Below are 13,032 nucleotides of genomic sequence, written 5' to 3' on the forward strand. Positions count from 1 at the left end.
TGTCATCTATGATGAATGCAAGTTGGTTTAGATATGTATACAATAGTGCCAGTTTAATATGAAATACATTTTGTTTAGTGAATATCTATGACTCAACAACAAGCAATCAAAAAGTCAAAACCATCGAAATTAAGCGCTTTATCTAAAGTCTTTTTGTACAGTAAAAAACTGGTATCAGGAACATCTGCTGTTGCAGAAGGCTTTTATCTGGTTTACCGCCATCAACTCTATAAAGATCCCAATAATCCTAAAAATACCCGTTATGTTCAATATTTTTGTCGCCGGCTAAGTGAAGTATTTAATGTTGATGTACGTGTACATGGCGATATTCCTCGTGAACCTGCATTGTGGGTGAGTAACCATATTTCATGGTTGGATATTGCTGTTTTAGGTTCTGGGGCAAGGGTATTCTTTTTAGCGAAAGCTGAAATTGAAAAATGGCCAGTTTTTGGCAATTTGGCTAAAGGTGGTGGAACCCTATTTATTAAACGTGGTTCAGGGGATTCGGTGCGTATTCGAGAGCAAATCGCTGAGTTCTTAAGTAAAGATATTCCAGTTTTGTTTTTCCCTGAAGCAACGACCACCGATGGTTCAAAAGTCAAAAAAGTACATGGTCGGATCTTAGGTGCAGCGATTGAAGCTAAGAAACCCGTACAAGTGTGTGTGATTTGCTATGTAAATCAACATGGGAAATTAGATACCGTGGTGCCTTTTATTGGCGAAACCACATTTGTTGAACATGTTCAAGCTGTGCTGGAAATGCCAAAGGTTGTGGCGCATCTCAAAACCTTTCCTGCGATTGCAACAGAAGGGCATACAGTTGAAAGCCTGACTCAACAAGTGCAAGTGATGATGCAAAAAGGCTTGGAAGATCTACAGAAAGAAGTCCTAACAGATTGACGATCTATTCAAAATGATGTTTCTGACTGTTTTGAATAGCTCAAAAGCTGTCTGCAAGAGTGTGTAGGTTTATAAAATATCTTTATTTTTTATCAGAATAGATAATCATGATTTTTACTCAGCAAGCCAACATATTTGTCTCTGGAGCAGATTCACAACGAGGATTGTTCGAAAAAGCAAAAAATAATAAGTGAGGACGATTGATTCTAGATTCAAAAATACAGTGAAGGCATTATTGTTTCTCAACGATTTTACCAGAGATGGCTATCGCATTTGTCGGCATGGATGCCGCCGTTGGTCAAGGGCGATAAGGATTGCCCCTTTGACAAACATGAGCAAAAACAAAGCACGGCTTTGTTTGCAGCGTAAGTTTTGGCATTGCCCGAGAAAAGTAGAGCATCGCTTATGCAAATTGATCGAAACTTTTCTCAAAATATAAGGCAGTGAATACACCTTATATTATGCGATTTTTCATGAATTGTATTACTTTGCTTATTCAGTGCTTATACCATATCTATGAAACTATTCAGGATTACATAAAGCCCTCAATCGGCAACCAAGAAATCACCTTAATTCCTGCTTTTTGCCACCACTTCATTTTTGGTTCTTTTCTTAAAGTGACAATACCTTGAGGTGTTTCTTTGAGCCAATTGATTTTATTCTGTGAATCTAGAACCAACTTATAAGCATATTTTTTTAAATTATCGTCCATGGTTTTATGTACAGCAATTGCCAACGGTGGACTGTTGATAATGACGCCAATTTCAGTATTTAAGTTGGCTGAACGTGGGTCGAAATTAAATGAACCAATAAATACTTGCTTATTATCCACAGCCATCAGTTTGGCATGCAAGCTAGAACGGCTTAAGCCCTTTAAACTGACTTTGGCTTTCTTTGAGATTTCTTCTGAATTGGCATAGAGATTCTCCTCAGAAACGGCAGGCAGGAACTCATAAAGCTCGACACCATTTTTTAATAAGTTATCTCGATATTTTGCATAAAATGCATGCACCAATGCGACATCATTGGCTTTAAATGAATTGGTCAGGATACGTACTTTGACGCCCTCATCTGCCAGCTCAACCAGTTTCTTTGCGCCTTTTTTTTGCGGAACAAAATAAGCAGAGATCAGATCGACATTTTGAGTTGGGATATCTAAGCGTTTCACCATTTGGAAGTTGAGATGCTGTTCTTTTTTTGCCTTGGCCTGAATTTTATCAGGGGCATCTTTGACCACCTCTGCTTTGACCCAATCAAGTTGAATATTCTGATTGAGCCACTGATCAAAAGCATGCGTACGATTACTTAAATTTAAATAATTTTGAACCGTAATTTCTTGGTAATGGTGGGTTAATTGTTCTTTTAGGCTGTCATAACGTAAGGTGTAGGTACTGTGATTGACAATATTTCTTACCGGATAAGCATAGCTATGATTCCAATATTCATCAAAAGAATGGGTAATATCATCTACCGCTTGGCCTACAAGCATGACATCAACATCTGAAAATTGATAATTGTCACTAACATTGTAATATTGATTACTCATATTACGTCCGCCAATTAATGAAATCTGATTATCAGCAGTAAATGTTTTATTATGCATACGACGATTAATACGTTTTAAATCCAGCACCATATCGATTGGACGAATACTTCTAAAACGGTAAGGGTTAAATAATTTTACTTCTATGTTTGGGTGTTGATCTAAGGCGAGATAAACCCCTTCCATTTGTTTAGCATTATTATCATCGATCAGTAAACGAACTTTAACACCGCGATCTGCGGCTTCAATAATTTTGTATAAAGCCAATGAGCCAATTTTGTCATTGTCCCAAATGTAATATTGCAAATCTAATGTTTTTTGTGCTTTTTCAATCAAATTGATGCGTGCTGCGATTGCTTCCAGCGGATCATACAGAACGTGATAACCAGTTAACTCTGGATTTTGCGCTTTTAATGGGGAAATAATTTGTGCTAAAGGGGTGTCTTTGGTTTCTATATCGTAAGCATATTCGGGTTTAATATTTTCTTGTCGAGGTAGAGTTGAACAGGCAGAAAGGCTGAGTAAGAGGCAAGAACCGATCATCACCCAAAATTTTGACACATGGTGATTGTGAGCTTTTTGCTGTAATTGGGTATTACGATTGATCGTTCTTTGCATAATATTTTCTAAGATTTCTCAGAGCTAGAGTATAATTGCCTGAGGATATATTGACAATTCATTGATGTTTGCTGAAATGCAATCCATTTATGAAATGCCAATATCCCCTTTTCAAAAGATAAATAGAGAGATGACAAGTACATACACAGTACTTGAGAGATTGAATATGTTTCCAACCCTAACCGTTACATCAATTTTTTATCTCTGCTTCATTGTGCTTGCAATATGGGGAATGAGCCAAGCATGGTTAAGTCAATCTAGAACTGAAACGATCCATCCTTTTAAGTCTTTCGTCCATTTACTCGCATTCTACCTATCTTATTTATTAATTCCGTTGTTATTTTTTAGCATTTATGCAGGTTACATCGGAAAATTCTCATTACATGAAAGTATTTTTGTTTTTTTGCTCAGTGCATTACTGATTTATGCTCGTTTTATTGAACCACATACAGTTCATGTTCAGCATATAGGTTATTGTTTGGGACAAGAGAAAACATTTACTCAACCGATTAAAGTTGCGCTGCTTGCTGATTTACATATCGGACTATTTTCTGGACATGAGCGTCAGCTGAAAACAATTGTCAAAAAAATTAATTTAGCTCAACCCGATTTTGTTGTAGTTGCGGGAGATTGGACCTATGAGCCTGAAAATAAATTGGTTGAAGAGTTGGCGATCTTAAAAGAGATTGAAGCTCCTATTTATTCAGTGAATGGCAATCATGATGAGCAATATCCGGGACCACCGATTCAAGGGTTATTGGCAAAAGCTTTAGCAGCCAATAATGTTATGGATATTGAAGGTAAAATTGTTGAATTTGATGATTTTCGTTTAATCGGTGTGGGTGATTTATGGGCAGGTAAAGCGGATATGCGCTATATGCCTGACTTACCTCAAGACAAACCGTGGTTAATTTTGTCACATAACCCCGATACGGTAGATATGGTTCCGCAATTACCTACACGTCCGCTGATGCTGTCTGGGCATACACATGGCGGGCAAGTTGAATTGCCGTGGTTGACCAGCTATGTGATGAAAAAAGTGTCTATCCTCGGTCATAAACGTGGTTTATATCAGCATGAAAATGCCGATGTATTTGTCAGTGTCGGTACCGGTATGGTGGGTGTACCTTTTCGGTTTAGAGTACCACCAACTATTGATATTATTGAGCTGAGTTAATTTTCATACTGATCAATCATGTTTTAAAATCGTAAAAGGCTGCAATCCCAATCAAAACAAGAAACCCAATCAATAACAGCATGCTGCTGGATATATTCTGATGACTCAAGTCTTCCACCCCTGAGGTTTGAACCGAAGCGTAAGTAGGGCTTGTTGAATCATAAGATGAAGACTTTGCTTGTGATGAGGTATTTTGCGTCTGTCCTTGTATAAAGTTTTCGGCAAATTTGGATAAAGCATCTGGTTGAGTCAAATCGATTTGGAATTGTTTTTTGATCTCTTGCCAGTCGGGATGTTGATCATTGATTTCAATGGTTTTACCATCCTGATGGGGCATTTTCACCGTACTAGATAAAAAGTTGAATTGAAAAGATTTGCTTTCATTTTTTATATTTGGTATTTCGCCCGATAAAATTTGAGGGTTTGCTTTAAAAGCATGAAACGCATCGGGTGATTCATGTAGGATGCGGACTAAATTTTGTGCTGCGGTAGGATCTAGTTGAAGTTGTGCAATAAGGAATTGTTCTGTTGGTTCTATTTAATGGTATTTAAGTAGATCAAGCAATGCTTGTAATTATATTTGATTCAATGGGTAGATGCTTACCCCGAATAATTTAAGTGATCAGAACAAGAGCTTTTAGTCGAAAGGCTTTCTTTTGACTGTTTTAAACTTTATTAGACATTTTGCATTGCATATTCAATCTTATTGCTGTGTTAAATTTTATCGCGGCGTTGCATTTTATTGCTTGATAAAAAATTGATATGCAAGCACAGCAACAATCGCAATAACAATAAGCATAAAAATAGGTAAGCCTTTTTTCTGGGTTTGATCTTCAATACCGACCGGTTGTGTTGTCACGCTGGATGGGCGGGGAATTGAATGAATATTATGTGTCGAATTGACAGCGCTATCACGTGCTTTGGCTTTCATTGCAGCAATGTAGTCAGCAGCCGAATCATATGTTTCACCTTGCGTAAAATGATGCATAATTTCATTCCAGTCAGGATGATGTTCATTTATCAACACTTTTTGATGATCTTGATCTAACACATAGATTTCGCCAGTTTCAAAATTCGACTGAATTGCCTTATAGCGTGGATGCTGACTATCATAAAAATCATCATCGAACTGAAATTGATTGATTGCTAAATGAGGATTTTCAGTGAGCTGTTCTACAAAGTCTTTGGAATCTTTTAGCCCAAGGTTTGAATTTTCCATGACCAGTTTAATCGCTTCAATTTTACGATTTTGTTGAATCAGGACAAGAATGTCTTGTTGTGGAGTTTGCAAGTGTATATCACGAGAAATAACACTTTGGGCAGTATCTGAAAATGCAAAGTCGTATGAGTTTTCTGTCAGGTTTTCTACATAATCCTTCGCGTCTTTCAAGCCTAAGTCTGAGTGGTCTTTGACCCATTTAACTGCTTCAACTTTACGACCTTGTTGAATCAGTAAAAGAATTTCTTGTCGTTGTTGTTGGCTAAAGTCTGGCATCATGCACCTGTCATTATTAGTTTAATCGTCAATGAATATAGGTTAACAATAGATATGAGTTTTATTAATCATAGAATTAATTCAATTTTTATTACAAATTGACGTCAAATAAAAGTAGTAATTTGTGTGCGAATGGGCAATATTTTAAAACTGTCATAAAACTTTGATATTGTAAACTCATAATATTTATAACCTTAAAAGAGGGCTTAGCCATGACTCGTGATTTTGAAAAATTCCCAGAAGATGATAACGGTAATCTACTTTGGCAAATGCACGAAGATGGTGATGATTTGGAAGAGGTACATGAAATCGAGTTTTCTGTGTATTTTAAAACACAAGAACTTGCTGAAAAATGTGCAATTTATCTTTTACACGAAGAGCAAAAAGTTTCACTGTATTTGGACGAAGAAGTACAGCCAAATGAATGGGTGATTACAATTTATGTTCATCTTCTTCCAGACTACGAAGACATTGTGGATTTAGAGCAATGGTTTACTAAAATTGCTGAGCAGTTTGAAGGTGAGTATGATGGTTGGGGATGCACAACCTATATATTTGATGATGAAGACGATGAGGAATAGATGACTGATATTGTTTTAAAAGCATATCCTTGTTGATCTGCTTTTTTAAGTTTCAGACTACTCAAACCATACATATGAAAGCTTTATACAGCGCTAAACTTGATTTTCAACAAGAATAATAGTCAAGGATATGAGTATGAGTAACACGGTAAAATTGCATCGCGTTTTTAGTGCACCACCAGAGCGAGTCTATAAAGCATTCTTAGACCCAGACGCGATTGTAAAATGGATGCCACCCCATGGATTTACCGCAAAACTTTACCAAATGGATGCGAAAGTTGGCGGTTCTTATCGGATGTCTTTTACCAATTTTTCTACAGGTTCAACTCATTCATTTGGTGGAACTTACGCGGAGCTTATTCCAAACCAGCGCATACGATATTTTGATCGCTTTGATAATCCCGAATTAGCTGGAGATATTGAAGTGATCATTGAAATAAAAGGGGTGCTTGTCGGAACTGAAGTCAATATTACCCAGTCAGGCATCCCCAAAGTGATTCCTGTTGAAGCCTGTTACTTGGGATGGCAAGAGTCTTTGCAGTTACTTGGGTTATTGGTCAATCCAACCATTCCAGACCAATAAAATAGTGCTAGTGAAATAATGAAAATAATCGTTTTCGTGAGCAAATGGTGCACCGCTATCCTCAACAATAAGTGGGCAATTCAATCATCGATTGTCTAGATTGCGTAAGCAAGTATAAGATAGTGCTATGTTTTTAGTGCAACAGCTAAGGTGGGGCGTGCATATTTATTGTTACTCCAGTATTACCTTGTGAAAGGATATTTCTCATTATTTAGAATCACTTCGGTTAAGTACAACTCCAGTTTGGAAAAATAATGACGATTTATAGTAAGCGGATTTATGATGCTGTTTCAGAAACAGATGGTAAAAGGATTCTCGTTGATCGCTTATGGCCACGCGGTATCAAAAAAGAAGATGCTAAGATTGACTTATGGCCAAAAGACGTTACACCATCTAATCAACTGAGAAAATGGTATCACGAGGATATAGAAAGCCGTTGGGATGAATTTCAAAAACGATATCGGGTTGAATTATCTCAGGTTACAGTATCGTTAGATGAATTGCGGAAACTTACAGCACAAGGTCCTATAACCTTATTAACGGCGGCCAAAAATCAAGGTCGAAATCATGTCAGTGTTTTGCTTGATGTGTTAAATCCTAAAGCTTAGTTTAATGATCGCGGTTGATTTTTAAATTATTCCTTATATTTATTATGGTTTTTAAGTTGATGAAAAATCTTAAAATGCTATGATTGTGATTTGATCCTAAGCTGAGCTTATTATGTCGTTGCCCCATTGTCCGAAATGTAATTCAGAATACACCTATCAAGATAGTGATTTATTGATTTGCCCAGAATGTAGCTATGAATGGAAAGATGGTGAGCAAGTAACAGCAGATGACAACGTGACGATTAAAGATGCTGTTGGAAATATCTTGGCAGATGGCGACTCAGTGACGGTGATTAAAGATTTAAAAATTAAAGGTTCTTCTTCAGTGGTTAAGGTAGGAACGAAAGTCAAAAGTATTCGGTTACTTGTAGACAGTAATGATGGTCATGATATTGATTGTAAAATCGATGGGATTGGTCCAATGAAATTGAAATCAGAATTTGTGAAAAAAGCTTAATTTCTTAGGCTCATACATGATCACAGTATAATGACTGTGATCATTTTTAGTAGCTATCATTTTCTCGAATAATAATTTTTGAGGTTAGTTCTGCTTTGGAGCGAACGCCCAACTTTTTCATTAAATTTGCTTTATGTACTTCTATGGTCCGGTGTGATAGCTCTAATTTCCGGGCAATTTCTTTACAGGTAAACCCATTGACAATCAATTGGGTAATTTCAGATTCACGTTTTGTGAGTTTTTGCTTAGAAGATAACACCTGATCTTTTCGTTCAAAATGCCAGACCATTAATTTAAATGGATCTTCAGGCGTCAATGTTTGCCCATGAGTATGTGTCCAAAAGATTTCGCCATTTTTGTGCTGCATAAAACGCTGATCGGAATAGTAATGGCTTTTTTTTAACAGTAAACTTTGTAATGCATCATTGCCAACTTTTTCATAATCCTCAAGGCTAGGAAAAATTTTCACAATAGATTGCTCGATCAATTCCCCACGCTCATAGCCAAACAAAGTGGCAAATGCAGAATTCATTTCCATCATATGTCTATAACTTAATACAACGATCGGTGCAGGGCTAAAATCAAATGCGATTTTATTATAGTTCATAATAAGCATCCTTACTTAGTATAATAATAAATATAGCGAGCTAGATGGAAATAACAAGTATTAAACCGTTATTTTTTTATAATATGATGAAAATTAAATAGATTATTTTTATATGACTATGTATATAAATTTAGTATTTTAAATACTATGCAATGTATCACATTTTTTATATTTAACTTTAGTCTATATTTAGGTTTTTAATATAACTAGTTGTATTTGCTTTATTTGTTTTATTTTTAAAACTACTTAAGTAATTAAGGGTGTTGACTGAAAAAAGCAATTGATTCACATTGATGATGAGAAGCCTGTAGGTTATTTAGAATTTTTTATCAAAATAAATCAATATTAATCTTGGCTGCTTATTTTAACTTGTTTATGTAAAAAGAATGAGCTCACCTTAATTAATATAATCAGGATAGATTATCTCTAAGGTGATGAATGGATGACAATACTAAAAATTGGGCGAGGTAGCGATGGAGCACATACAAGGATCAGGTCCTCAACAACAGAAAAAATCTTCACACCGTTTAGCGGGTATATCCAGCATGGTGGGAACGACAATTGAATGGTATGACTTTTTTATTTACGGTGCAGCCGCAGCGTTGATTTTCAATAAATTGTTTTTCCCAAATCTTGATCCATTAACAGGCGTACTGGCTGCATTTGCCACATACGCAGTTGGTTTTATTGGACGTCCCTTGGGAGGTATTATCTTTGGTCATTTCGGGGACAAAATTGGTCGAAAAACAATGTTGCTCACTACCCTAATTATGATGGGGATTCCTACCGTTTTAATTGGCCTATTGCCAACCTACGAAAGTATTGGATATTGGGCGACCTTTTTTCTGGTGATTTTACGCTTTGTTCAAGGTATGGCAATGGGTGGCGAGTGGGGTGGTGCCGTGTTGATGGCTGTGGAGCATGCACCTGAAGGCGGTAAAGGCTTTTGGGGGAGTTTACCGCAAGCGAGTGCCGGTGGTGGTTTAATGTTGGCCTCTATCGCACTGGGGTTGGTTTCACTTTTACCCGAAGCAAGTCTATTTAGTTGGGGCTGGCGTTTGCCTTTCCTTGCCAGCATTTTATTGTTAGGTGTGGGGTGGTATATCCGTGTCAAAGTACCTGAGTCACCAGATTTTGAAAAAGTAAAACAACAAGCACAAGAAGTTAAAGTTCCAGCAATGCAGGTCTTTAAACATCATCCGCGTGAATTACTCACGATTATCTTTGCCCGTGCTGCTGAAAATGCATGGTTCTATATTGCTTCAACTTTTGCCTTAGCCTATACCACAACCAAGTTAGGTATTCCTCGCCAAGACATTTTGTTTGCAACGATTTGTGGTGCAGGCTTAATCATGGTGATGACGCCATTGTGTGGACATTTATCCGACAAAGTGGGGCAGCGGAATATGTTTATGTTTGGTCTAGTGGTCCTTGCATTGTATTGCTATCCGTTCTTTAGCATGCTGGATACCAAAGATCCTGTGTTGGTCTGGACCGCAATTGTTTTAGCAATCGGCGTGGTGTTTCCGATTATGTATGCGCCACAGTCTCAGTTGTTTGCTCGACAGTTCCCTGCCGAAATTCGCTACAGTGGCATCTCGATTTCAGTTCAATTTGCAGGCGTGTTAGGCGGTGGATTAGCGCCATTGATCGCCACCAAACTACTCAGTATTGGTAATGGTAGTCCTCATTTGATTGTTATCTACATCGTAAGTATGGCGATTTTCGCAATCTTCTGTAGCTTGTTTATGAAGCGTGATGATCTCAGCCTAGCGCGACATCGTAAAACGGTTAAAAGCAAATTGTCTGTTTAGAGTAGATGATTGATTTAAAGAAAATCATTGCAATCAATGATCAAATTTACAACACTTAATTTTTAGGAATAAATATGAATATTTCCTTTATTGGTCTTGGGAATATGGGGCTTCCTATGGCTAAAAATTTGCTCAGTGCACAGTGGAAGGTGACAGGCTTAGATTTATCCCCCGAGGCTGTTGCAGCATTTAAATCCTTGGGTGGTGTAGCCGTAGATCACAAGCACGTTCTTCAAGATGCAGATGTTGTGATCACCATGTTACCCAACTCAGAAAGTGTCAGAAATTTTTATCTTGGTGATCAAGGTATTTTAAAAAGTTTAAAAAAGGGTTCGTTGATTATTGATTGTTCGTCGATTGCAGCTTTAACCAGCCGAGAAGTCTCAAAGTTTGCAGAATCTATGGGAGTCGACTGTGTAGATGCACCTGTTTCAGGTGGAACTTTAGCTGCCCAAGCAGCAAGCTTGACCTTTATGGTGGGTGGTTCAAAGCTGCAGTTTGAGCGAGCGAAATCTATTTTAGAGAAAATGGGTAAAAATATTTTTCATGCTGGAGAACATGGTGCAGGGCAGATTGCCAAAGCCAGTAATAACATGCTGCTGGCAATCAATATGATTGGTACCAGTGAAGCTTTGAATCTGGCAATGCGACATGGTTTAGATCCCAAAGTCATGTCTGAGATTATTCAAAACAGTTCCGGGGCAAATTGGTGTGTGGAGAAATATAATCCTGTCCCAGATGTTTTGGAAAATGTGCCTTCAAGTCAAGGTTATATTGCGGGCTTTATGACCGATTTAATGATGAAAGATTTGGGATTATCCCTAGATGCAGCATCCGAAGTCGATGCACAGGTGAGTTTAGGAACATTGGCTCAAACGATTTATAGTAAGCATAGTCAAAGTGGTCATGGAAAGACCGACTTCAGTAGTATTTTTAATTTAGTTTCAGTCGCAACGTGAAGGAAAAATCAGGATGAGTACTTTAATCGGACATTATATTTCAGGTCGTCATATCACAGAAACTCAACATTCAGGCCCAGTATTTAATCCCTCTACAGGTGAAGAAATAGCACGTTGTGCTTATGGCGATGCAACAGTGATTGATACTGCCGTAAAAGCTGCGACATCAGCAAATGCAAAAAAATGGGCAAAAGCTTCACATGCTACACGCTTGCAAGTTCTTTTTAAATTACGTGAGTTAATGATTGCCAAAACATCTGAATTAGCAGAAATCATTGGTCGTGAACATGGCAAAACTATTGCCGATGCAATCGGTGAAATTGGCCGTGCGATTGAAGGAATTGAATTTGCTTGTAATGCCCCACAGATTACTAAGGGCGAATATGCACGTAATGTTGCTGGCGACATCGATGTGTTTTCTGTACGTGTTCCTGTGGGTGTGGTGGGCTGTATTACCCCGTTTAATTTCCCCATCATGATTCCTGCTGTTATGATGGCAATGGCTGTGTCTGTGGGTAATTCAATTGTTTGGAAACCATCTGAAAAAGTGCCTTCGGCTGCATTATTTTTTGCAGAGTTATGGAAAGAAGCTGGTCTTCCAGATGATGTATTTAATGTTGTACAAGGGGATAAAACCGCAGTCGATGCATTACTTGAACATCCTGAAATCGCAGCTGTGAGCTTTGTGGGTTCTACACAGATTGGTGAATATGTTTACCAAAAAGGCACCTCACATAACAAACGTGTTGCCGCATTTACAGGCGGGAAAAATCACATGGTGGTGATGCCTGATGCCGATCTTGAAGCGGCTGCAAATGCCTTTGTTTCAGCAGGGTTTGGATCAGCAAGTCAACGTTGTATGGCGGTGTCATTGCTCATTCCCGTCGGTGCTGAAACGGCAGATCGCTTACGTCAACGTATCGTGGAAAAAATCAATGCATTGAAAGTTGGCGCATATAATGATCCAACTGCAGATTTTGGTGCGGTGATTAGTGCGCAATCGCAACAGTCTGTTTTAAAGGCGATTGATCAATGTATTACAGATGGTGCTGAGTTGGTATTAGATGGTCGTGATTTTAAACATCCAGAGTATTCAAATGGCTATTATATTGGGCCAACTCTATTTGATTATTTGTCTACAGATATGGATTTTTATCAACAAGAGGTTTTTGGCCCAGCGCGAGGAATTTTACGCGTCAATAGTTTAGATGAGGCAATTGCTGTGACCAATAGCCATGAATATGGCAATGGTTCGGTGATTTTTACCCGTGATGGAAAGTCAGCACATCGCTTCTTTATGGAAGTTGAGTCGGGCATGATTGGTGTTAATGTGCCTGTACCACTCCCAGTGAGTTATTTTAACTTTGGTGGTTTGCGACGTTCAAAATTTGGTGAGTCGCATTTATATGGTCCAGATGCCGCTCGTTTCTATACGAAGTTAAAATCTGTTTCACAAAAATGGCCTGATCCTGAAGAACAAGATCAAGCCATTTCTTTGGCATTTAAAATCACTTAATTGATTGAATGCTTATGATCAGCCAGCAGATGCTGGCTTGTTTAGATGTGAGTGAAAGTCAGATATATTGAGTATTGTGTTCTTTATAATGTCGCACTATGAATAAAACGTCTTGAAACATTGCATAGATCAAGGGCTCAAAGCTGCAAGTCGATTGTACTGTGCAGCTTTGTT

General features: G+C 37.9%; 13 protein-coding genes. 9 read left to right on the forward strand and 4 right to left on the reverse strand.

Annotation, left to right across the window (positions count from 1 at the left end; all coding sequences use genetic code 11):
* Positions 1-87: 87 nt before the first annotated feature.
* Positions 88-900 carry a lysophospholipid acyltransferase family protein gene (locus tag AC4CUY_RS02970; RefSeq protein WP_336953310.1) on the forward strand — a complete coding sequence of 271 codons (813 nt, stop codon included), beginning with the start codon at positions 88-90 and terminating at the stop codon, positions 898-900.
* 532 nt (positions 901-1,432) lie between these two features.
* Here AC4CUY_RS02970 and AC4CUY_RS02975 read toward each other — a convergent pair.
* Positions 1,433-3,061, reverse strand: a complete 1,629-nt coding sequence (locus tag AC4CUY_RS02975; RefSeq protein ID WP_336953309.1) for a phospholipase D family protein — start codon at positions 3,059-3,061, stop codon at positions 1,433-1,435.
* A gap of 166 nt (positions 3,062-3,227) precedes the next feature.
* Here AC4CUY_RS02975 and AC4CUY_RS02980 point away from each other — a divergent pair, with 166 nt between their 5' ends.
* Complete coding sequence (locus AC4CUY_RS02980; RefSeq protein ID WP_336953308.1) at positions 3,228-4,238, forward strand: metallophosphoesterase; 1,011 nt, start codon at positions 3,228-3,230, stop codon at positions 4,236-4,238.
* Between the two features lie 16 nt (positions 4,239-4,254).
* Here the strand turns inward: AC4CUY_RS02980 and AC4CUY_RS02985 are convergent, their stop codons facing one another.
* Together AC4CUY_RS02985 and AC4CUY_RS02990 are read right to left on the reverse strand one after the other, a co-directional pair.
* Positions 4,255-4,575 (reverse strand): hypothetical protein, encoded by a 321-nt coding sequence (locus AC4CUY_RS02985; RefSeq protein ID WP_336953306.1) that lies wholly within the window; start codon positions 4,573-4,575, stop codon positions 4,255-4,257.
* Between the two features lie 402 nt (positions 4,576-4,977).
* The gene (locus AC4CUY_RS02990; RefSeq protein WP_490773657.1) at positions 4,978-5,736 is read right to left on the reverse strand and encodes a 50S ribosomal protein L7/L12; all 759 of its coding nucleotides are present in this window, start codon (positions 5,734-5,736) and stop codon (positions 4,978-4,980) included.
* Between the two features lie 209 nt (positions 5,737-5,945).
* On the opposite strand from AC4CUY_RS02990, the gene AC4CUY_RS02995 reads away from it, so the two are divergent.
* From AC4CUY_RS02995 to AC4CUY_RS03010, 4 genes are all read left to right on the forward strand, one after another.
* On the forward strand, positions 5,946-6,314 hold the full coding sequence (locus tag AC4CUY_RS02995) for a ribonuclease E inhibitor RraB (protein ID WP_336953304.1): 369 nt from the start codon (positions 5,946-5,948) through the stop codon (positions 6,312-6,314).
* A gap of 136 nt (positions 6,315-6,450) precedes the next feature.
* Positions 6,451-6,897: an SRPBCC family protein gene (locus tag AC4CUY_RS03000; RefSeq protein WP_336953303.1), complete on the forward strand. Its 447-nt coding sequence runs from the start codon at positions 6,451-6,453 to the stop codon at positions 6,895-6,897.
* Between the two features lie 254 nt (positions 6,898-7,151).
* Positions 7,152-7,505: a DUF488 domain-containing protein gene (locus tag AC4CUY_RS03005; RefSeq protein WP_419819585.1), complete on the forward strand. Its 354-nt coding sequence runs from the start codon at positions 7,152-7,154 to the stop codon at positions 7,503-7,505.
* Between the two features lie 112 nt (positions 7,506-7,617).
* Positions 7,618-7,962 carry a zinc ribbon domain-containing protein YjdM gene (locus AC4CUY_RS03010; RefSeq protein WP_336953300.1) on the forward strand — a complete coding sequence of 115 codons (345 nt, stop codon included), beginning with the start codon at positions 7,618-7,620 and terminating at the stop codon, positions 7,960-7,962.
* A gap of 46 nt (positions 7,963-8,008) precedes the next feature.
* Here the strand turns inward: AC4CUY_RS03010 and AC4CUY_RS03015 are convergent, their stop codons facing one another.
* Positions 8,009-8,569 (reverse strand): LuxR C-terminal-related transcriptional regulator, encoded by a 561-nt coding sequence (locus AC4CUY_RS03015; RefSeq protein WP_336953299.1) that lies wholly within the window; start codon positions 8,567-8,569, stop codon positions 8,009-8,011.
* Positions 8,570-9,042: 473 nt separating this feature from the next.
* On the opposite strand from AC4CUY_RS03015, the gene AC4CUY_RS03020 reads away from it, so the two are divergent.
* The 3 genes from AC4CUY_RS03020 to AC4CUY_RS03030 all read left to right on the forward strand — a co-directional run bounded on the left by AC4CUY_RS03020 (position 9,043) and on the right by AC4CUY_RS03030 (position 12,858).
* Positions 9,043-10,383, forward strand: a complete 1,341-nt coding sequence (locus tag AC4CUY_RS03020; protein WP_490773658.1) for an MFS transporter — start codon at positions 9,043-9,045, stop codon at positions 10,381-10,383.
* A 74-nt stretch (positions 10,384-10,457) separates the two neighbouring features.
* Entirely contained in the window at positions 10,458-11,342 is an 885-nt protein-coding gene (mmsB, locus tag AC4CUY_RS03025; protein ID WP_419359158.1) for a 3-hydroxyisobutyrate dehydrogenase, read from the forward strand.
* A gap of 13 nt (positions 11,343-11,355) precedes the next feature.
* Positions 11,356-12,858, forward strand: a complete 1,503-nt coding sequence (locus tag AC4CUY_RS03030) for a CoA-acylating methylmalonate-semialdehyde dehydrogenase (RefSeq protein WP_419359159.1) — start codon at positions 11,356-11,358, stop codon at positions 12,856-12,858.
* Positions 12,859-13,032 lie beyond the last annotated feature (174 nt).

This window comes from Acinetobacter sp. 778_lipA, assembly GCF_058242985.1.